Origin of the sequence: Bradyrhizobium sp. Cp5.3, from assembly GCF_000426265.1 — a bacterium.
GTDB lineage: Bacteria > Pseudomonadota > Alphaproteobacteria > Rhizobiales > Xanthobacteraceae > Bradyrhizobium > Bradyrhizobium neotropicale.
Map to the genome: position 1 here is coordinate 303,471 of NZ_KE384515.1, position 19,113 is coordinate 322,583.

Genomic DNA, 19,113 nt, shown 5'->3' on the forward strand with positions numbered 1-19,113 from the left:
TGTCCCCGCTCGTTCTGCGCGGGTGGCACTTTTTTCAGTGCTGAGGCGAGCTTTGGCCTGCTTTATTAAAAAATGGTTTCAATTGTACGGATCTGTGCCCGCATGGTGTCCATTCCGTATCCATCCGTGGTGAACGGACGGAAAACATTGCCCTTTCCGGGCGGGATCGCTACATCGGCGGCAAGCAAATTTCCTCAAATCGAAGGTTTCACGGGACCGATGGCGCGCCAGTTCATCTATTTCATGCAGGGCCTGACCAAGAGCTACCCGACCCGGAAGGTGCTCGATAACATCCACCTGAGCTTCTATCCGGATGCCAAGATCGGTGTGCTCGGCGTCAACGGTTCGGGTAAGTCGACCCTGCTCAAGATCATGGCCGGCCTCGACAAGGAGTATACCGGCGAGGCCTGGGTCGCGGAGGGCGCCCGCGTCGGCTATCTCGAGCAGGAACCACAGCTCGATCCCAAACTCAGCGTGCGCGAGAACGTCATGCAGGGCGTCGCCAAGCAGAAGGCGATCCTCGACCGCTACAACGAGCTCGCGGTCAACTATTCTGACGAGACCGCCGACGAGATGACCAAGCTGCAGGACGAGATCGAGGCCCAGGGCCTCTGGGATCTCGACAGCAAGGTCGACCAAGCCATGGACGCGCTGCGCTGTCCGCCCGATGATGCCGACGTCACCAAACTCTCCGGCGGCGAGCGCCGCCGCGTCGCGCTGTGCCGGCTTCTGCTCGATCAGCCCGAGCTCTTGCTGCTGGACGAGCCGACCAACCATCTCGACGCCGAGTCGGTGTCGTGGCTGGAAGGCCATCTGCGCAACTATCCCGGCGCGATCCTGATCGTCACCCACGATCGCTACTTCCTCGACAACGTCACGGGCTGGATCCTCGAGCTCGATCGCGGCCGCGGCATTCCCTATGAGGGCAACTACTCGTCCTGGCTGGTGCAGAAGCAGAAGCGGCTCGAGCAGGAAGGCCGCGAGGATGCCGCGCACCAGAAGACGCTCGCCCGCGAGCAGGAATGGGTCGCGTCCTCGCCGAAGGCGCGTCAGGCCAAATCCAAGGCGCGCTATCAGCGCTATGAAGAGCTGCTCAAGCAGGCGAGCGAGAAGCAGGCCCAGACCGCGCAGATCATCATTCCCGTCGCCGAACGGCTCGGTGCCAATGTCGTCGACTTCGAAGGCCTCAGCAAAGGCTTTGGCGATCGCCTCTTGATCGACGATCTCACCTTCAAGCTGCCGCCCGGCGGCATCGTCGGTGTGATCGGTGCCAACGGCGCCGGCAAGACCACGCTGTTCAAGATGATCACCAAGCAGGAAGCCCCGGACAAGGGCACGATCACGGTCGGCGAGACCGTGCATCTCGGTTATGTCGACCAGTCGCGCGATGCGCTCGACGGCAAGAAGACCGTGTGGGAGGAAATCTCCGGCGGCAACGAGCTCATCCTGCTCGGCAAGAAGGAAGTGAATTCGCGCGGTTACTGCTCGTCGTTCAACTTCAAGGGGGCGGACCAGCAGAAGAAGGTCGGCGCGCTTTCCGGCGGTGAGCGCAACCGCGTGCATCTCGCCAAGATGCTGAAGTCCGGCGCCAACGTGCTGCTTCTCGACGAGCCGACCAACGACCTCGACGTCGACACGCTGCGCGCGCTCGAAGAGGCGCTGGAAGATTTTGCCGGCTGCGCCGTCATCATCAGCCACGATCGCTGGTTCCTCGACCGCATCGCGACCCACATCCTGGCCTTCGAAGGCGACAGCCATGTCGAATGGTTCGAGGGCAACTTCCAGGACTACGAAAAGGACAAGATGTGCCGGCTCGGCCAGGACAGCATCATTCCGCACCGCGTGAAGTACAAGAAGCTGACACGGTGATCTGATCATGATGTGGCGGGCGCTCATCGCTGCGGTGATTGTGGTCACTTGCGGCGGGTCACCCGCCCGCGCCGCTGACGCCGCCTTCACCCAGTTCATCGCTTCGCTCTGGCCGGAGGCACAGGCCGTCGGCGTGTCGCGCGCGACGTTCGACGAGCAGACGCGCGGGCTCGAGCCTGACTACAAGCTGCCTGATTTGATCCTGCCGGGACGGCCCGCGACCGGCGCGCCGTCGCAGGCCGAATTCGTGCAGGTGCCGGCGGACTACATCAAGGAAGCCTCGATTGCGCGGCTTGCGGGCGAGGGGCAGCGGCTGCTGCAAAAATATAGCGCCGCTCTGACGCAGATCGAGAAGAGCTCCGGCGTGCCCGCCACCGTCATGCTCGCGATCTGGGGCCGCGAGACCGACTATGGCCGCTACACGCTGCCCTACGATCTCGTCCGCGTGCTCGCGACGCAGGCCTATGTCGGTCGTCGCAAGGACACGTATCGCAGCGAGTTCATCCTCTCGCTGAAAATCCTCGGCGAGGGCGTGGTGACGCGCAAGGACATGCGCTCGTCCTGGGCCGGCGCGACCGGGCTCACGCAGTTCCTGCCGTCCGAATATTACAAGCATGGCGTCGACTTCGACGGCGATGGCCGCGTCGACATCTGGCACTCGGTGCCGGATGCGCTGGCCTCGGCCGCGCAGCAGCTCGTCAACAAGGGCTGGCAGAGCGGCCTGCGCTGGGCCTATGAGGTGCAGGCGCCGGCGAAAGTTGATTGCAGCATCGGCGTGCCGGAGGTGACGAAGCCGATCGGCCAGTGGCTGCGCGAAGGTTTTGCGCCGGTGCGCGGGCAAAAATTGAGCGCCGCGGAGCAGGCGCAGCCGGCCTCGCTATTGCAGCCGGAAGGCATTTACGGTCCGGCATTCCTGACCACGAAGAACTATTTCGTCATCAAGGAATACAATTTCTCCGACCTCTATGTGCTGTTCGTCGGCCATCTCAGCGACCGCATGACCAGCCCGCTGCCGTTCGCAACGCCGTGGTCTGCGTCGAAACAGTTGCGGACCAAGGATGTCGAGGCGATGCAGCGCGGACTGACGCGCATTGGGCTCTACAAGGACAAGATCGACGGCAAGGCCGGCATGCTCACGCGTGCTGCGCTCGGCGTCTATCAGAAGTCGGCGGGACTGAAGATGGATTGCTGGCCGAGCGAAGAGGTGCTGCGCTCGATCGAGGCGGCGCGCTAGCGAGCTTTACTCTCCCTCAAAGAAAAAAGCCCGGCCGATGTGTTCGGCCGGGCTTCGATCGCGGCGCGTTTGCGCCATGCGATCAGATCAGTAGCAGACGCGAACCGGGCGGATGACCCAGCCGTAACCGTCCCAGTAACGCTGGCGCTGCCAGTAGCAGGGCGCGGGCGGCGGGGGCTCGGCCACATAGACCGGTCCGCCATAGGCCGGACGGCTCGACGCGATGGCACCGCCAACGATGGCGCCGCCGATCAGGCCGGCCGCGATGCCGGCGCCGACGCCGTCACCGGCTTTCGCGGACGGAGTGGCGGTCACCAGCGAACCGGCGACCGTCGCAACCGTGAGGGCGGCAACTAAAGTCTTCTTCATGCTCTTGGCTCTCCTGGGAGATGGGACGTTCCTTGTTAGGAACGCCAGGGGTTCAAAGGTTCACGCAGACTCTGATGGAATTGGCCTCTGGGCTAGGAAGCGCGCAAATGGTCAATCCCCGGTAAACGCGCACGGAGCTGTGACGAGAAAAAGCGGTCTTTTTCAGGCCCCGAGATGAACGGCGCCATTAATGAACCGGCTTCTCGCGCCTCAGCCGCAGACTCTCACGCGGCGGGAGCGCCAGGCATAGCCGTCCCAGAAGCGCTGCCTCTGCCAGACGCAGCCGCCGTAATAGTCGTCGGCGACATAGCCCGGGCCCGGCGCGTAGTAGCGGGGCGGGTAGTAGCCCGGCTCGTAGTAGCCGTAGCCGGGGCCGGGTCCGTAGTAATACGGAGATGCCAGGGCACCGCCGACAATGGCGCCGCCGATGATCCCGGCCGCCACGCCTGCAGCGACACCGCGCTGCGCATGGGCCGGGGTCCCGGCAGTCAGGACCAGGGTGGCGACGGCAGCGACTGCCAGGAACGACTTCTTCATAGGGATAACCTTTCACACACGGAACTCTTTGGGGCAAGGTTCCATACTTCGTTTGAATGATCAATGAACGACGGCTCCGCCGGGCACGACGAATGGGTACCTGTCCGGGGAGAAACGATGAGCAACCTGCTGATGAATGCCCTGATCGGCGCCGGGATCGCGGCCGTGATCGGCTATGTCCTGATAACACGTGTGGAGAACAGCGACCGCCGGCGGGCGCGCGCGGGCGGTGGCGCTGATAACAGCAGCGACGGCTATTCCGGAACAAGCGATGGCTTCTCGCTGGGGAGCTGGTTTTCCAGCGACAGTTCGGGCAGCTCGAGCGACAGCGTGAGCTGCTCCAGCAGCGACAGTAGCGGTGGCGGAGATTGCGGTGGCGGTGGAGATAGCTGCGGCGGAGGCGGTGGCGGCGATTAGGCCGCATCCGGTCCAATCTTGATCCAGCGCAATACCGCATTTTAGAGCCGTTCTAGGCTTTGTCCGGCTCAGTTTGGAATAGCTTCAAATACCAGTTTTTCCCTTTGCATCCGGACGGCCCGTTAAATATCGATAATGGCGCATCACTGAAGGGCCTGCTGCTTTCCATGATCGTCTGTTCCTGTAACGTGTTGAGCGATGACGACATCCGCGCCGCCGTCGGCGATTCCGACGACGCCATACGTCATGCCAAGCAGGTCTATGGATGCCTCGGCTGCAGCGCCGAATGCGGCCGCTGTGCCCGCACCATCAAGACCATCATCGACGAAGCGCTCGGTCCCTGCGCCAAGGCCTGCTGTGCCGGTTGCCCGCACAATCATCAGGTGGCCGCCAATGACGAGACCGCCGAGCCGGCCGATTTCGCCCTCGCGGCCTGCTGAAAACCTCACCTTCGCCAGCTGAGCTTATCCCCGGCTGCGGCCGCGTGGCCGGTTGCCCTCGTCCCGAAACTGTTTTAGAAGCGTTCTAAATTCGGTTTATTACCGATTTAGCCGCAAGAGCTGGAGTGAATCATGCAGGGCGACGCAAAAGTTATCGAATATCTCAACAAGGCACTGCGTCACGAGCTGACTGCGATCAATCAGTACTGGCTGCACTACCGCTTCCTCGACAATTGGGGCCTCCTGGACATGGCCAAGGTCTGGCGCAAGGAGTCCATCGAGGAGATGGAGCACGCCGACAAGCTCACCGAGCGCATCCTGTTCTTCGACGGTTTCCCGAACATGCAGGTGCTCGATCCCCTGCGCATCGGCCAGAACGTCAAGGAGATCATCGACTGCGATCTCGCTGCCGAGATGAGCGCGCGAGCGCTCTACCAGGAAGCGGCCACCTATTGCCACAGCGTCAAGGACTACGTCACGCGCGACCTTTTTGAGAAGCTGATGAGCGACGAGGAGCACCACATCGACTTCCTCGAGACCCAGCTCGACCTGATCGGCCGCATCGGCCTCGAACTCTACACCCAGAAGCACGTCGGCGGGCTCGAGGGCGAGGGACATTAAGCCGCGGCGTCGCCGTAGACTCCGCGTTAGCCACACACTCCCATGTCGTCCCGGCCTAGTGCGCAATTGCGCGCGGGGCCGCGACGACGTTTTGCTTGGTGCGCCAGCTAAAGCTGTGTCTTGTACCGCGCTTCCACCACGTCCTGGCCTTCGGGCTCGCCCAGGCTGGTCTGATCGTGGATCACTTGGCTGATGCTCGGCATCACCGAGCGCTGCACCTTCACATCCGGCGACCACAGCTTCGAGCGCATCAGCGCCTTGCCGCAGTGGAAATAGACTTCGCTGACCGCGACGTTCAGCACCGCGCGCGGCGGCTTGCCGAATTCCACCATCGAGGCGAGCAGGTCCGGATCGGCCGACAGCGTGCCGCGGCCGCCGACGCGCAGCGTCTCGTCGATCCCGGGCACGAAGAACAAGAGATGCACGAAGCCCGAGCCTTCGACGACGTTCCTGAAGCTGTCGATGCGGTTGTTGCCGGAACGATCGGGCATCAGCAGCTGGTTAGGGCCGGCGACATGGACGAAGCCCGTGCTGCCGCCGCGCGGCGAGGCATCGACGCTGCCGTCGGCGCCTGATGTCGCGAGCACGCAGAACGGGGACATCTCGATGAACTTCTTCGCATGCGCATCGACCGCGGGACGCGCTTTCGCGATTACGCGTGGAGACGGGTTCGGATAGATGGCGGTGAGGTCGTCGGCGCAAAGATCGGTCAAGAGCGTGCCTCCGGATCAGCTTCGCGTCAAACTACCTGATCGGGCCCCCCCAGCCAATCCGCCATGCCGCTCTGCGCTACACCGCATCCGCTGGCACGAAGCAACTGATGATGATGGCGCCGCGGTGGTGGACGTACCACACCACGGCCTGGCCGACCGGGTTGCCGCGGTCGCGGATGATTGCGCGCTCGGGCACCGCCATCCATTGGCCCTCGATCGGCACCCAATAGGTGCCGTCGCGAACGTCGTAATCGGTGCGGTGTCCGTCGGAGATGTCGCAGCAGGGTACGCCGTTCGGCGCCATCACGCTCTTGAACCAGGCGCGGATATCGGGTGGGACGTTGTCGTATTGCCCGTTGTCGAATGCGAGAGCGCTGCTCGCAAGCGCGGGCATAGCGGCCATCCAGAGTGCAAGCCTGCGCATGCGATCCTCCTCATCGCGTGTCACGCTACTCGCGCGCGGTTGTCCCGCCCGTCGATTCGTGTCGTTGACGCGATTAAGCCCGAGCTGCCGTCGCCTTGCATGCTCAAATAATATGCGGCGTCGACGCACCGCACATGATGCGGTGCATCGCGCCAGCGGAATATCTCGGCGCCAGGCGGGACGGGCTCATTCGTGCCTGAGAAAGCCAAGCGCGTACCAGCCCCAATAAACCCTGTGGCGCTGGATCAGGCCCTTGTCGATCTCCATGACCTCGACCAGCTCCATCTGGTCGCCATCCGGGGAGAGCCGTGGATATTCCCAGGTGACGATACGGCCGTCCGTGAAGAAGCCTTGCTTGAACCGCTTGCGCTGTGGCGGATTGGTCTGGAACACGCGTGCAATGAAGGCGCGCAGATTGTCCTTGCCTTTGACGATACCGGTCGGCGTCTTCATCAGGTGTTGGACCAGCGGGCTTTCGATGGATGCGTCATCGGCATAGAGTGCAAGCGATGCTTCGAGGTCCTTGTTGCCGAGGGCTTCATCCCACAGCTTGCAGATGCGTTCGGCGTCGCTTTGGCGTGCTTCGTTGTTCATGATGGTATCCTCCGGGGTGACATCGCCTGGGGATCGCAGAGAACGCACCGGCAAAGTTTCACGGAATTCTGAAATGACCGGCTTTGGCGTGGTTGCGATGACGCGGCAGCAGGCCCAGATCAGGGGCGGGAGTTCTCAATGGTGATGGCACGAAGGTCGGTACAATCGGGGTTTTCGCGGCCCACCGAGGCCTTGAGCGATCCCGCGCGCGAGGCCATGGTGAGTGCGCTGTTCGGCGGCAAGGCCCTGCCCGCAGGCGAGCTGGCATCGCTTGCTGGCGTGTCGCCGCAAAGCGCCAGCGCGCACTTGCAGAAGCTGACGGAGGCGCGCCTGCTCTCGGTGTGGCAGCAAGGCCGGTTCCGATACTATCGGATTGCCGACGATGAGGTCGCGGGCCTGATCGAGAACCTCGTCAATGTCGCCGCGAGGGCCGATCATGCTGAACGAACGCGCGGCGTGCCGGCACAGCTACGGCAGTCGCGGACCTGCTATTGTCATCTCGCCGGCCAGCTCGGCGTGGCGCTGCTGGACGGACTGGTGTGCCGAGAATTGATTGCGCTGCGCGGCCGCGAGGGCTCACTCACCGAGAATGGCCTGGCGTGGTGCCGAGCCGAGGCGATCGACGTCAAACCGGGCCGTGATCCGCACATGCGCCTCTGCAACGATTGGACCGAGCGCGTTCCGCATCTGGCGGGCGCGTTTGCCAATGCGATCCTGAAGCGGCTGGTCGAAACGCATGCGCTGACGCCGCATCGCGTTCCACGCGCGCTTCGCCTCACGCCGAAGGGCCGCGCCTTCTTCGCGCGGCTTGGCGTCCCCATTCCGTTCTGACGTGTCGTGTCCGGGATGCCGGGTGCCGATGACAGCGGCGGAGGCGGCATGTAGCATCGGGCCGACGCCGATCGTCCTTGAACAGAAGCGCCTTTCAGGAGGAACTTATGTGCCGCAACATCAAGACGCTGTTCAACTTCGAGCCGCCGGCGACGGAGGATGAAATCCATGCCAGCGCGCTGCAATTCGTGCGCAAGCTGTCCGGCTTCAACAAGCCCTCGCAGGCCAATGAGGAGGCCTTCAACCGCGCGGTGGCTGAGGTGTCGGACGCAGCGCGGCGGCTGCTGACTTCGTTGCATACCCACGCGCCGGCACGGGATCGCGAGGTCGAGGCGGAGCGCGCGAAGGAGCGTTCGCGCCTGCGCTTCGGCTAGCGGCTCCGCGGGCCGCCGCTCCGTGATCTGGCTCACGGTCTGAAGCGTCTCGCCGCGCGATCATGTTCGCCGGGGTTTTGACAGCCCGGAGTCCGATCATGAGCCGCCCCCTACTTCCGCTGAAAGCAGGTGCCATCGCCTTCACGCTGCTATGGACAGCGTGGATGTTGTGGTGGAGCGGCTCGTTCAGCAGCGCCAACCTGATCATCCTGATGCTGTGCGGCGCGGCGGTGGGCTATTTCTGGTATCGCGCCATGCGCTGGCAGTTCGAGCGCATGGGCATGCTGACGCGCAAGGACGACTCATCCTCTTGAGCGAGGCCCGGTGTCCCGGCCACGGTGCAGCGCTTTCGGCGCCGTACTCCGTCCGGGGCAAGGCGTGCCGCTAGTCCTTGCCGTGCTTCTTCTTTTTCTTCTTTTTCTTGTGATCGTCGTCTTCGCCGTCGTCGTTGTCATTATCGCCGATCGCGTCGTCCTCGTGCTGCACGGCGGCTTCCAGCGCCGCGCGCTCGGCGGCCTCCTGCTCGCGCTGGCGGCGGCGTTCGTCCCAGGCGTCGAAGAGCTGCTCCAGCCATGGCAGCACCTGCTCGATCGAGGGCAACTGACCGGGCGGACCCGCTTCGCCGCGCGGGCCCTGCGGTCCGGCCGGCCCCTGCGCTCCGACCGGTCCACGCGCACCGGCCTCGCCCTGCTTGCCCTGCGGCCCGGCCTTGCCGATCGGTCCGGCCTTTCCAAGCGGGCCCGGCTTGCCTTGCGGCCCCGGCTTGCCGCGCGTGCCGTCCGGCCCCCGTCGGCCGGGATGGCCCTGCGGTCCCGGCCGTCCCGGCTCGCCCTGCCGCCCACGCGGTCCCTGAGATCCCTGCCGTCTCTGCTCGTCTGCCACGCCACTGCTCCCTCTACCGGAAGCAAGCTACTTAGCGGCGTTTGACGACAGCAGCAATTCCGCCCGGCGTCTCGACGGGGTTGATCAACATCAATCGGCCCCACGCGGCGCCGTGGCATGGCATGACGTGCCAAAGCAGGCGGGAGCAGTCGATGAGCGCGGGATGGAAAGTCTTCTGGCTGTCGGCCGTCGTCTTGGCCGTTGCACTCGGGCTGGCGCATCTCCTCGTGCCGGATGTCGTGGCGGTCGGCTATGCCGACGAGCCGCAGCCGTCCTGGGCGGTGCTGACGGCCTTCTTGCTGCGCGCGATCGAGCTGATCGCGGCCTGGGTCGCGGTCATCGCGTTGTCGATCCAGGCCGGCATGTGGCTGCGTCGGACGCTTCGCCGCGCGGAGTGAGTGCGGCGTCGCGCGTCAGTCGTGATACGCAGGCACCTCGATGCCGGAGGCGGCGTAGATCCTGATCTTGTTGCGCAGCGTGCGCACCGACAGGCCGAGCACGCGGGCTGCGCGGGTGCGGTTGCCGTCGCAGCGGGCGAGTGTCTGGAGCACGAGCTCGCGCTCGACCTCGTCGACGGTCGCACCGATCAGCAGCGGAACGATCTGATTTGGGGCAAGGAATTGCGCGCCCTGCGGCGCGGCGACATGAACAGTGGTCATCAACACACCTCCCGACCAACGCCCGCTTCCGTCGTGGAAAGCGGATCGAGAACAAACGACCCCCAAGCCGTAGATCCACGGTGGGCGGGTTTGGTTAACGAAAGGTTAATTGCAGGGACGGCGCACCAATTGACCCCAGGAATACCGCGAAGCCGCCGCGATTGGCACGAGGTGCATATCGATGTGGACTGATCTCGCGGCACGCATTCACTGTCATGCCCCGCGCAGGCGGGGCATCCAGTACGCCGCGGCCTATCGAGGAATCACAACCGTCTCTCCTGGATCGCCCGCCCCAGTGCGCAATCGCGCACAAGGCGGGCGATGACATCGCATATGTGGAGTGAGTCTCTCCCTCACACCGTGCGATATCCGCCGTCCACCATCACGATCGTTCCCGTGACGTAAGCCGACAGATCTGATGCGAGGAAGATCGCGGGGCCGACGATGTCGTCGGGCTTGCCGGTGCGCCCGAGCGGGGTGTGGTCGACGAAGGCCTGCACCAGTGCCGGATTGGTCGCGCGCACATTGGCGTTGATGTTGGTTTCGATGAAGCCGGGGCCGATCGCGTTGACGCGCACGCCGTCCTTGCCGAGCTCGACCGCGAGCGCCTTGGTGAAGCCGAGCACGCCATGCTTGGACGTCGTGTATGCCGCCGAGCTCGGCGTGCGCAGATGCACGAAGGACTGGATCGAGCCGATATTGACGATGCGGCCCTTGCTCGCGCGCAGGGGGCCGAGGAAGGCCTGCGTCATGTTGAAGACGCCGTTGAGGTTGAGCGAGATGATGTCGTTCCAGTCCTTCGCCACCGTCTCCGTCTCCGCGGTGAAGGCGTTGCGGCGGGTGATGCCGGCATTGTTGACGAGGATCGACACCTGTCCGACCTTGTCTGCGACCTGCTTTGCCAGCGCAAAACAGTCCTCGCGTTTGGTGACGTCGAGCGCAAAGCTCTCGGCCTTGCCGCCTGCCTTTCGGATCTCCTGCGCGGCTTCGGCGATCGTGTCTGCATTGACGTCGAGCAGCACCACTTGCGCGCCCTCGCGCGCGTAGCCCGCCGCGATCGCCCGGCCGATGCCGGAGCCCGCTCCCGTGACGACGGCGATGTGGTTTGCGAGCAAAGCCATGACATTTTCCTCCCGGATTCATTTCGAAGTTTCATGAAAGGCTAACTCGAAATTAAGGGGTCGGAAACGGCCGCCTTGGCATACTGATCTTTGTTGCTAAACGTTGCGCGCATGATGGAACGACTTGAATCCTGGAAACTGGCGCTCGAACGCCTGCGGTCGGGGCAGTCCGCCGACTGGGCCGAGGCGGGCCGGCTCGTGGCCGAGATCGTGCGGATGAGCACGGATACGATGCTGCGGCAGGCGGCCGAGCAGGCGCTTCCCGTGCTGCGCCAGGCCGTGGACAATGACGATCACAGCGTCACGGTGGCGGCCCAGCGCCGCGTCGGCGTGATCCTCGATGTCATCCATGATCTGACCGCGCCGCGCTTCGGTCGCCGCAACGTGCTGCCGAAAAAGCTCTCCAACGAGGAGCGCGCCCGCAGGACGCTCGGCCTGCCGCTCGCCGTGCAGCTCACCTGCGAGGACATCAACCAGGCCTATCGCCGCGCCGCCAAGGGCATGCATCCCGACCAGGGCGGCAGCGCGCAGGCCTTCATCGACCTTGCCGCCGCGCGCGACGTCCTGATCCATCCCGGCGCGCACAAGGACGCGTGAGGGCGACAAGCGAGATCTTGTAGGGTGGGCAAAGCGAAGCGTGCCCACCGCTTCGTTTGCGGTCGCGGAGAGACGGTGGGCACGGCGCAAGTGCGCCTTTGCCCACCCTACGATGTCTGCGACTTCTCAGCTCTTCGCCACGCAGCTCGGATAGGGCGCGGCCTCGCCCGGAACGATCGGGCAGAGGTCAATCGGGCTGAGCGCGCGCAGGCGCTCCTGCCATCGCTCGTCATTGACCGAAGGCGCGTCGCTCTCGGGCCCGCGCTCGGCCCACTGGATGGTGTAATAGTCGGTCGCGCCCTTCACGGTGATCAGCAGCGCGGTCTCGCTGTGCCGGGTCGGTCCGCTATCGACTTGGCCGCAGCCGATCACGGCGATGAAGGCCTCGAAGCGGCCGAGCGTCGTGGCCCCGAGCGACTTCGCCGCAAAGCTGTCGGGGCAGGCCGACTGGAATCCACCGGTGATCGTGCTCGCGAACGTCTCGGGCGAGGCGTTGGGGTTGGAGGACATGCCCTTCTCGCCGGTCACCGTGATCATCTGGGTCCAGCGTTCGGGCGTCTCGCCCTTCAGCACGGCCTCGCGGATGTAGTGGCCGCCCTTGGTGTTCTCGAACACCGCGACGAAATCCGACGGCATCGCGAAGGTGACAAGCTGGCCGAAGATCGGCGAGATCACGCGGAACGATGGCGGGCTCTGGGCTTGCGCCATGGAGGCGAGCGCAAGCGATGCGAAAAGGAGTGTTGCCTTCGTCAGCGCGCGCATCGATCTGCTCCGAACCCTTGCGAGGTAAAAACACGAGCGGGCAAGAGCGCGGCGATGCGCCCTTGCCCGGCTTTGAGTATCGTCCGCCGATCGAGATTTTACCAGGTGCAGTGGCCGTGGCGCAGCGCGTGATCCTTGACCGCGAGCGCATCGACGAAGGTCGGAACGGACGCGCTGACGCGGGCGTACCCGGCCGGCCACGGCGTGGTCGGGATGCTCTCGTCCCAGACCTGGCAATAGCCCGTGTCCTGCCAGCGGATCAGGTGATAGCCGGCTTCGGCCGGGCTCGCGGCAACGAAGGCGGTGACGGCAAGACAAGCGGCAGCGCACAGCATGGAAATACGACGCATGGATCAGCTCCTCAAATGAGAGATGTGATGCACCTCCCGACAATGATGGGGAGGGTGGCGCGGGACGCTGGGGGAGTGCGCCCCGGACAAGATGTGAGTAGTTCCGTGCAACGATCAGGTTCAAAGCGTGCGTGCAGGAAAGGCTGGAATTTGGCCGCAAAACGCGGGCGTTGGCGCTCGAGGCGCCGCGCTCCGATCGCTGTCGCGCTACACCTGGAGAGACGGCGCGACCGTCCAAAAGCAAAGGCGGGCTGCACGCGCAACCCGCCTTGCAAATCAATCCGCCTGTTCGCCAGTCTCAGAGCGTGCAGCGGCGCTCCCCACGCAGCTTGATCTGAACGTCAGAGGCAGCGGCGAAAGTCGGAAGCGGCTTGCTGACGACCTTGTAAGTCGAAGGTCCCCACTGGAAGGGCTTGTACTTCAGGTCCTCGTTCCAGACCTGGCAGATGCCGGTGTTGTCCCAACGGATCACGTAATAGCCGACCGCCGCCGAAGCCGGCGCGGCAAAGACGGACGTGGCAATGCCGGCAGCGGCACAGAGGGCGAGAACGCGACGCATGAAGTATCTCCTTGTGGCGACGTGTGAGACGAAAACTCGTGCGGTAAAAGCAGGTCCGTTGCAAGCCGAGGAGCTGCCGTTTCACGGATATGTCAGACCCGTTCCGGCACTTGGCTTGGCCGCGTGCCCGGCAAGCCACACAAGCGAGCGTGGCTCACTTCGCCAGCGACGCCACCGCCTCGATCTCGATCAGCATCTTCGGGTTCGGCAGGGCGTGCACCACGCAGGTGGTGCGGGCCGGGTAGGGCGGCGGGCCGAACGCGCCGGCATAGAGCGCGTTCATCGTCGCGACGTCGGAGGCGCGCGTCAGCAGCACGTTGACCTTGACGAGATCGTGGAACGTCGCGCCGGCCTCCGTCAGCACGCGCTTGATGTTGATGACGACATTGCCGAACTGCGCCTCGAAGCCGTCAGGCAGCGCGCCATCGGCGTCGAAGCCGGGAATGCCTGAGATGAACAGGAGATCGCCGACGCGCGTGGCGAAGGAGAGCGGCGGTGCCTTGACATGCGGTGGGGGTGCAAAATGCTGGATCGGCATGGGTCACCTCGGATCAGGACGGTCGCTTAACCCGCATGAGCGTAGCGACATGCGGGACGGTTGCAACCGCATTCGCTGCTGGCGTCGCCCGGGGGGAAATACCGCCGCGAACCTCGCGCCCAACAAAAATCTCGAAAACAACCCCATGCAAAGTAGAAATGCTTGGTCTGGTTGGTTCCTACGAGCTCGGGAAAGACGTTTGACACGTCGGGCAAAACACCTGCACGATGCCATGATGGCGCTGATGTTGCTTCGAGTCTCCGCGCCTGCGGTAGGGCGATCGCTATCAAGAGAGACGTGGCGGAGAGCTAGCCTGCACCCCATCCTTCGAGACGCCCGCCTGCGGCGGGCCCTCAGGATGAGGTCGCGTTCTGCGGCGAGATATCAGGCCCTCATGGTGAGGAGCCCGCCAAAGCGGGCGTCTCGAACCATGCAGGCCAAGCTCGTCCGGCAGGCCCCAGCGGTCATATGCGATCGCCCTGCCGCCTGTAGGGAGAAGACATGCCCATCATTTTGCCGCCGCGATCGATCGGATAGATTTGCCGCGTCTGATTCGATTCCTGCCTTGAAAATTAGCCCCCGGAGCCCTCCATGAAGATCGCATCCACTCTTCGCGCTGCCCTCGTCGCCATCGCCGCTCTTGCCGGCCTCTCGACCGCGGCGCAGGCCGACGGCGGCACGGTGGTGCTGACGATCTACAAAGCGGGCTGGATCATCGGCGGCTCCGGCGGCTCGGGCGTGCTCAACTTCCGCGGCCGCTCCTACGCGCTCTCGACCGGCGGGCTCGACTACGGCCTCGTCTTCGGCGGCTCCAAGACCGTGCTGCGCGGCCGCGTCTCCAACATCAACCGTCCCTCCGATGTCGCCGGCGTCTACGGTGCCGCCGGTGCGGGCCTTGCGGTGGGTGCCGGCGCGCGGGCCATCGTGCTGACCAACCAGAAGGGCGCCGTGTTGGAACTCTCCGGCACGCAGGTCGGCCTGATGGCGAACGCGGACCTGAGCGGGCTTGCGATCACGATGCGGTAGGGCTGGGTAGGGTGGGTTAGCCCCGCGGCTACGCGAAGCGCAGTCCGCTCGGCGTAACCCACCACTTCTCTCTCCGTGTGGAAAGCAAAGAGGTGGGTTACGCTGCGCTAACCCACCCTACGATTTGCTCACCGCCGCATGAATCCTCTCGCAATGCGCGACGAGATTTGCGTGCGCATCGACGAACGCCTTCAGCGGCGTCGGGATCGGAAAGAAGTAGATGTTGGCGATGAAGCCGTAGATGCCGGCATCGACGCTGGTCGGCGCCTCGCCATGGACGAAGCCCTGTGCAGGCACGATCTCGGCCAGCACCTGAAGGTCGGCGAGTCCCCGCGCATAGGCCTGCTCGGGCGTGTAGCGGCCGATGCCCTGGAAATGATAGCGCTGCGCGTTGTACGCCTTCGCCTTCTCCAGCCCCGCCGCGTCGAGCTGCGGATGCTGCGCGATGAACGCGTCGCGGAATGCCGGATAATAGCGATCGTCCTTCCAGCGCGAATACGACATCACCCAGTAGAGATCATCCAGCATGCGCGTGACGAAATGGTTGGTCCGGCGCTCGCTCGGCAAAAGCGCGGCATCGATGGTCAGGTGATATTTTGCGATTGCGTGCGCGATGATCGTCTCGCTGTCGCCGATCGTTTCGCCGTCGTCGACGACATAGGGAAGCTGCCCGCGCGGCGCGGCGGAAGCATCGAACACGTGCTCGTGCACGAAGGGCACGCCCGCGAGCTTCAGGAAGGCGAAGACCTTGAGGCCGTAGCCGTTGTTGTCGGCGACGCCGAAGAGTTCGGGGTAGGAATAGAGGGTCAGCATGGGCGGGCTCCTCGACCGGGCAACTCGGAGCCCATCATACAGGAAAGCCCAAGAAAAATGATCCGGCACCTGTCGGCGGCCCGCTCTCCTGTTCGTCCTACGGGCAGGCGCGCGCCTGCACGTCCCGTCTCAAGCCCGAGGATACAGGAAACATGACCTCCATCACGCCATTTCTCTGGTTCGACAACAACGTCCCGGAAGCCGTTGCGTTCTACAAATCGGTGTTTCCCAATGCCAAGGTCGAGACCGTCAGCGACTTCATGGCGGTGTTCGAGCTGGAAGGTCAGCGCTTCAACGCCCTCAATGGCGGGCCGCAATACCGCTTCAACGAAGCGGTGTCCTTCTTCATCAGCGTGGAGACGCAAGGTGAGGTCGACTATTTCTGGAGCCGCCTCACCGCGGACGGCGGTGAAGAATCCCGGTGCGGCTGGCTCAAGGACAAGTTCGGCCTGTCCTGGCAGGTGATCCCGACCGCGCTCGGCCGCTACCTCGGCGACGCGGACCGCACCAAAGCGGGGCGCGTCATGCAGGCCATGATGCAGATGAAGAAGATCGTGATTGCGGATCTGGACAAGGCGTATGCGGGGTGAGGGGCGGGGGTGCCAAACCCTCATGTGAGGAGGCGCGAAGCGCCGTCTCGCGGACGATGCTTTCGCATTGCCGCGAGAACCATGAAGGCCCGTATCTCGCCCGCGGCCATCCTTCGAGACGACCGCTCCGCGGTCTCCTCAGGATGAGGTCTGCGTGGGTGCCCCGCTCCAGTAGGGTGGGTTAGCCCCGCGGCTGCGCGAAGCGCAGTCCGCTCGGCGTAACCCACCACTTCAGCATCCGCGGGGACAGACGTGGTGGGTTACGCTGCGCTAACCCACCCTACGCAGCGATCCACGCCGCAAGCTCGCGCCACGGCTCCAGCGTCCAACGGCCGGACGCGGCGCCTGACGGAGAGGCGAGCACGAACACGTCGGGGAACTGCCCGTCAGCCTGCTGCCGCCCCAGCGAAATCACGCTGGACGGCTTGCCATAGAACAAACTCGCCGCCTTCTTGCTCGTGAACGCAATGGTCCTCGGCCGATATTTCTCGACCTTGGCCCTGAAGCCGGGCACGTCGATCGATGCTGCTTCGATCTGGTGATCCATCCCGGCGCCGGACTTGGACAGATCGGTGAAGCCGATCTCGAGCGCGAGCAGCGCGGCGAACTCGCTCGGCTGATAGCGGCGCGGCGTGATGCCGGCCTCATGGAGCGCGCGCCAGAAGCGGTTGCCGGGATGGGCGTAGTAGTGCCCGACGGCGGCCGAGCGCGTGCTCGCGGCGGTGCCGACGAAGACGAGGCGGAGGTTTTCGCGGAGCTGGTCGGGGAGGCGGTCGAGAGTGGGCTCGGGCAAGTCTACCCATCCTACGAGTGGCTCGTTGAAAAAGGCCGGGCTTTCGCCCGGCCTTTTCCAATTGGTTTCTGGCGAAGAGAAGAGGAGAGGGCAACGGGCCTCACAGCGCCCGATTGCTCTCCTTCACCTTCTCCGCATCGAGATACACGCTGCTTCCCATCTCCTTGAACTTCTCGCTCATCCTGGCCATGCCGTCCTCGATGGTGCCGGCCATCGACATGCCGACGTTGTTCGGATCGTTCAGCGTTGCCGCATAGTCGCGGACGTCCTGCGTGATCTTCATCGAGCAGAACTTCGGGCCGCACATCGAGCAGAAATGCGCGACCTTGTGGGCTTCCTTCGGCAGGGTCTCGTCGTGGAAGCTCTTGGCGGTGTCCGGATCGAGGCCGAGGTTGAACTGGTCGGTCCAGCGGAAGTCGAACCGCGCGCGCGAGAGCGCGTCGTCGCGGAGCTGCGCGGCGGGGTGGCCCTTGGCGAGGTCGGCGGCGTGGGCGGCGATCTTGTAGGTGATGACGCCGGTCTTGACGTCGTTGCGGTCGGGCAGGCCGAGATGCTCCTTCGGCGTGACGTAGCAGAGCATGGCGCAGCCGAACCAGCCGATCATGGCAGCGCCGATGCCCGACGTAATGTGGTCATAGCCCGGCGCGATGTCGGTGGTCAGCGGCCCGAGGGTGTAGAACGGCGCCTCGCCGCATTCCTTGAGCTGCTTGTCCATGTTGATCTTGATCTTGTGCATCGGCACGTGGCCGGGGCCTTCGATCATGACCTGGCAGCCCTTGTCCCACGCGATCTTGGTGAGCTCGCCGAGGGTCTCGAGCTCGGCGAATTGCGCGCGGTCGTTGGCATCCGCGATCGAGCCCGGACGCAGGCCGTCGCCGAGTGAGAACGAGACGTCATACTTGCGCATGATGTCGCAGATCTCGTCGAAATGGGTGTAGAGGAAGCTCTCCTTGTGGTGCGCGAGGCACCACTTCGCCATGATCGAGCCGCCGCGCGAGACGATGCCGGTGACGCGGTTGGCGGTGAGGTGGATGTATTGCAGGCGCACGCCGGCGTGGATTGTGAAATAGTCGACGCCCTGTTCGCACTGCTCGATCAGCGTGTCCTTGTAGAGCTCCCAGGTGAGCTGCACCGGATCGCCGTTGCACTTCTCCAGCGCCTGGTAGATCGGCACGGTGCCGATCGGCACCGGCGAGTTGCGCAGGATCCACTCGCGCGTGGTGTGGATGTTGCGGCCCGTCGACAGGTCCATCACGGTGTCGGCGCCCCAGCGGATCGCCCACACCATCTTCTCGACCTCCTCCTCGACCGACGAGGTCACCGCCGAGTTGCCGATATTGGCGTTGATCTTGGTCAGGAAGTTGCGGCCGATGATCATCGGCTCGAGCTCGGAGTGGTTGATGTTGGAGGGGATGATGGCGCGGCCGCGCGCGATCTCGGAGCGCACGAACTCCGGCGTGATGAAGGCCGGCACGGCGGCGCCGAAGCTCTCGCCATCGGCAAGGGCCTGCTCGGCGCGCTCGAGCTGTTGCTTGCGGCCGAGGTTCTCGCGCTCGGCGACGTAGATCATCTCCTTGGTGATGATGCCGGCGCGGGCGAATTCGAGCTGCGTGATTTTGTGGCCGTCGAGCCCGCGCAGTGGCTGGTGATAGGCGGAAAACGCACGCGCGGCCTTCTCGGCGGAGACGCCGCCATTGTCCTCCGGCTTGATCGCGCGGCCATCATATTCCTCGACGCCGCCGCGCTCCAGCACCCAGGCCTTGCGGTTGCGCGAGAGGCCGGCGTTGACGTCGATCGTCACGGACGGATCGGTGTAGGGGCCGGAGGTGTCGTAGACCGGCAGGTTCGGCTCGCCCGCGCCCTCGGAGAGGATGATCTCGCGCAGCGGCACGCGCACGTCAGGCGCGGCCTCGGGCGACGCAAAGATCTTGCGCGACGAGGGCAGCGGGCCGGTGGTGACGGCGGGAATGGTCTTTTCCGGATTGGAGCGGATGTTCATG

At 64.5% G+C, this 19,113-nt stretch carries 27 protein-coding genes; 12 read left to right on the forward strand and 15 right to left on the reverse strand.

The window, feature by feature from the left end:
• The first annotated feature begins 219 nt into the window (after nucleotides 1-219).
• Both ettA and K289_RS0142335 read left to right on the forward strand, forming a co-directional pair.
• A complete protein-coding gene (ettA, locus tag K289_RS0142330) occupies nucleotides 220-1,869 on the forward strand; it encodes an energy-dependent translational throttle protein EttA (RefSeq protein WP_027556814.1) in 1,650 nt (549 codons plus the stop codon).
• Between the two features lie 7 nt (nucleotides 1,870-1,876).
• Nucleotides 1,877-3,103 (forward strand): lytic murein transglycosylase, encoded by a 1,227-nt coding sequence (locus tag K289_RS0142335; RefSeq protein WP_027556815.1) that lies wholly within the window; start codon nucleotides 1,877-1,879, stop codon nucleotides 3,101-3,103.
• 87 nt (nucleotides 3,104-3,190) lie between these two features.
• Here the strand turns inward: K289_RS0142335 and K289_RS0142340 are convergent, their stop codons facing one another.
• A complete protein-coding gene (locus K289_RS0142340) occupies nucleotides 3,191-3,472 on the reverse strand; it encodes a hypothetical protein (RefSeq protein WP_027556816.1) in 282 nt (93 codons plus the stop codon).
• A 210-nt stretch (nucleotides 3,473-3,682) separates the two neighbouring features.
• The gene (locus K289_RS0142345; protein ID WP_027556817.1) at nucleotides 3,683-4,009 is read right to left on the reverse strand and encodes a hypothetical protein; all 327 of its coding nucleotides are present in this window, start codon (nucleotides 4,007-4,009) and stop codon (nucleotides 3,683-3,685) included.
• Between the two features lie 117 nt (nucleotides 4,010-4,126).
• Between K289_RS0142345 and K289_RS0142350 the strand changes: the two genes are divergently transcribed.
• From K289_RS0142350 to bfr, 3 genes are all read left to right on the forward strand, one after another.
• Complete coding sequence (locus tag K289_RS0142350) at nucleotides 4,127-4,426, forward strand: hypothetical protein (RefSeq protein ID WP_027556818.1); 300 nt, start codon at nucleotides 4,127-4,129, stop codon at nucleotides 4,424-4,426.
• 167 nt (nucleotides 4,427-4,593) lie between these two features.
• Entirely contained in the window at nucleotides 4,594-4,866 is a 273-nt protein-coding gene (locus K289_RS0142355) for a bacterioferritin-associated ferredoxin (protein ID WP_027556819.1), read from the forward strand.
• Between the two features lie 132 nt (nucleotides 4,867-4,998).
• Entirely contained in the window at nucleotides 4,999-5,487 is a 489-nt protein-coding gene (gene bfr, locus K289_RS0142360; RefSeq protein ID WP_027556820.1) for a bacterioferritin, read from the forward strand.
• A 107-nt stretch (nucleotides 5,488-5,594) separates the two neighbouring features.
• Here the strand turns inward: bfr and K289_RS0142365 are convergent, their stop codons facing one another.
• From K289_RS0142365 to K289_RS0142375, 3 genes are all read right to left on the reverse strand, one after another.
• Nucleotides 5,595-6,200, reverse strand: a complete 606-nt coding sequence (locus K289_RS0142365; protein WP_027556821.1) for a pyridoxamine 5'-phosphate oxidase family protein — start codon at nucleotides 6,198-6,200, stop codon at nucleotides 5,595-5,597.
• 76 nt (nucleotides 6,201-6,276) lie between these two features.
• Nucleotides 6,277-6,624, reverse strand: coding sequence for a hypothetical protein (locus K289_RS0142370; RefSeq protein WP_027556822.1), 348 nt, complete (start codon nucleotides 6,622-6,624; stop codon nucleotides 6,277-6,279).
• 186 nt (nucleotides 6,625-6,810) lie between these two features.
• Nucleotides 6,811-7,218, reverse strand: coding sequence for a nuclear transport factor 2 family protein (locus K289_RS0142375; protein ID WP_035688256.1), 408 nt, complete (start codon nucleotides 7,216-7,218; stop codon nucleotides 6,811-6,813).
• 138 nt (nucleotides 7,219-7,356) lie between these two features.
• Between K289_RS0142375 and K289_RS0142380 the strand changes: the two genes are divergently transcribed.
• The 3 genes from K289_RS0142380 to K289_RS0142390 all read left to right on the forward strand — a co-directional run bounded on the left by K289_RS0142380 (nucleotide 7,357) and on the right by K289_RS0142390 (nucleotide 8,737).
• A complete protein-coding gene (locus K289_RS0142380) occupies nucleotides 7,357-8,049 on the forward strand; it encodes a helix-turn-helix transcriptional regulator (protein WP_084788974.1) in 693 nt (230 codons plus the stop codon).
• 107 nt (nucleotides 8,050-8,156) lie between these two features.
• Nucleotides 8,157-8,423, forward strand: coding sequence for a DUF2277 domain-containing protein (locus tag K289_RS0142385; protein ID WP_027556825.1), 267 nt, complete (start codon nucleotides 8,157-8,159; stop codon nucleotides 8,421-8,423).
• 98 nt (nucleotides 8,424-8,521) lie between these two features.
• Entirely contained in the window at nucleotides 8,522-8,737 is a 216-nt protein-coding gene (locus tag K289_RS0142390; RefSeq protein WP_027556826.1) for a hypothetical protein, read from the forward strand.
• A gap of 70 nt (nucleotides 8,738-8,807) precedes the next feature.
• On the opposite strand, the gene K289_RS0142395 is transcribed toward K289_RS0142390, so the two are convergent.
• The gene (locus K289_RS0142395; RefSeq protein WP_027556827.1) at nucleotides 8,808-9,305 is read right to left on the reverse strand and encodes a collagen-like protein; all 498 of its coding nucleotides are present in this window, start codon (nucleotides 9,303-9,305) and stop codon (nucleotides 8,808-8,810) included.
• A gap of 152 nt (nucleotides 9,306-9,457) precedes the next feature.
• Here K289_RS0142395 and K289_RS0142400 point away from each other — a divergent pair, with 152 nt between their 5' ends.
• Nucleotides 9,458-9,703, forward strand: a complete 246-nt coding sequence (locus tag K289_RS0142400; protein ID WP_027556828.1) for a hypothetical protein — start codon at nucleotides 9,458-9,460, stop codon at nucleotides 9,701-9,703.
• Between the two features lie 15 nt (nucleotides 9,704-9,718).
• Here K289_RS0142400 and K289_RS0142405 read toward each other — a convergent pair whose 3' ends face one another.
• Together K289_RS0142405 and K289_RS0142410 are read right to left on the reverse strand one after the other, a co-directional pair.
• Nucleotides 9,719-9,964 carry a helix-turn-helix domain-containing protein gene (locus K289_RS0142405; protein ID WP_027556829.1) on the reverse strand — a complete coding sequence of 82 codons (246 nt, stop codon included), beginning with the start codon at nucleotides 9,962-9,964 and terminating at the stop codon, nucleotides 9,719-9,721.
• A 353-nt stretch (nucleotides 9,965-10,317) separates the two neighbouring features.
• On the reverse strand, nucleotides 10,318-11,085 hold the full coding sequence (locus K289_RS0142410) for an SDR family NAD(P)-dependent oxidoreductase (protein ID WP_027556830.1): 768 nt from the start codon (nucleotides 11,083-11,085) through the stop codon (nucleotides 10,318-10,320).
• A 111-nt stretch (nucleotides 11,086-11,196) separates the two neighbouring features.
• Here K289_RS0142410 and K289_RS0142415 point away from each other — a divergent pair, with 111 nt between their 5' ends.
• On the forward strand, nucleotides 11,197-11,682 hold the full coding sequence (locus K289_RS0142415) for a molecular chaperone DnaJ (RefSeq protein WP_027556831.1): 486 nt from the start codon (nucleotides 11,197-11,199) through the stop codon (nucleotides 11,680-11,682).
• Between the two features lie 126 nt (nucleotides 11,683-11,808).
• Here K289_RS0142415 and K289_RS0142420 read toward each other — a convergent pair whose 3' ends face one another.
• The 4 genes from K289_RS0142420 to K289_RS0142435 all read right to left on the reverse strand — a co-directional run bounded on the left by K289_RS0142420 (nucleotide 11,809) and on the right by K289_RS0142435 (nucleotide 13,891).
• Nucleotides 11,809-12,444: a hypothetical protein gene (locus K289_RS0142420; protein WP_027556832.1), complete on the reverse strand. Its 636-nt coding sequence runs from the start codon at nucleotides 12,442-12,444 to the stop codon at nucleotides 11,809-11,811.
• A 98-nt stretch (nucleotides 12,445-12,542) separates the two neighbouring features.
• Nucleotides 12,543-12,794 (reverse strand): hypothetical protein, encoded by a 252-nt coding sequence (locus K289_RS0142425; protein ID WP_027556833.1) that lies wholly within the window; start codon nucleotides 12,792-12,794, stop codon nucleotides 12,543-12,545.
• Between the two features lie 298 nt (nucleotides 12,795-13,092).
• A complete protein-coding gene (locus tag K289_RS0142430; RefSeq protein WP_027556834.1) occupies nucleotides 13,093-13,353 on the reverse strand; it encodes a hypothetical protein in 261 nt (86 codons plus the stop codon).
• A gap of 154 nt (nucleotides 13,354-13,507) precedes the next feature.
• On the reverse strand, nucleotides 13,508-13,891 hold the full coding sequence (locus K289_RS0142435; RefSeq protein WP_027556835.1) for a RidA family protein: 384 nt from the start codon (nucleotides 13,889-13,891) through the stop codon (nucleotides 13,508-13,510).
• A gap of 591 nt (nucleotides 13,892-14,482) precedes the next feature.
• Between K289_RS0142435 and K289_RS0142440 the strand changes: the two genes are divergently transcribed.
• On the forward strand, nucleotides 14,483-14,917 hold the full coding sequence (locus K289_RS0142440; RefSeq protein ID WP_027556836.1) for a hypothetical protein: 435 nt from the start codon (nucleotides 14,483-14,485) through the stop codon (nucleotides 14,915-14,917).
• Nucleotides 14,918-15,034: 117 nt separating this feature from the next.
• Here the strand turns inward: K289_RS0142440 and K289_RS0142445 are convergent, their stop codons facing one another.
• Entirely contained in the window at nucleotides 15,035-15,730 is a 696-nt protein-coding gene (locus K289_RS0142445; protein ID WP_027556837.1) for a glutathione S-transferase family protein, read from the reverse strand.
• A 152-nt stretch (nucleotides 15,731-15,882) separates the two neighbouring features.
• Between K289_RS0142445 and K289_RS0142450 the strand changes: the two genes are divergently transcribed.
• Complete coding sequence (locus tag K289_RS0142450; RefSeq protein WP_027556838.1) at nucleotides 15,883-16,320, forward strand: VOC family protein; 438 nt, start codon at nucleotides 15,883-15,885, stop codon at nucleotides 16,318-16,320.
• A gap of 280 nt (nucleotides 16,321-16,600) precedes the next feature.
• Here the strand turns inward: K289_RS0142450 and K289_RS0142455 are convergent, their stop codons facing one another.
• Both K289_RS0142455 and thiC read right to left on the reverse strand, forming a co-directional pair.
• Nucleotides 16,601-17,113, reverse strand: coding sequence for a mismatch-specific DNA-glycosylase (locus tag K289_RS0142455; protein ID WP_027556839.1), 513 nt, complete (start codon nucleotides 17,111-17,113; stop codon nucleotides 16,601-16,603).
• A gap of 100 nt (nucleotides 17,114-17,213) precedes the next feature.
• Nucleotides 17,214-19,112, reverse strand: a complete 1,899-nt coding sequence (gene thiC, locus K289_RS0142460; RefSeq protein WP_027556840.1) for a phosphomethylpyrimidine synthase ThiC — start codon at nucleotides 19,110-19,112, stop codon at nucleotides 17,214-17,216.
• Nucleotide 19,113: the final 1 nt, after the last annotated feature.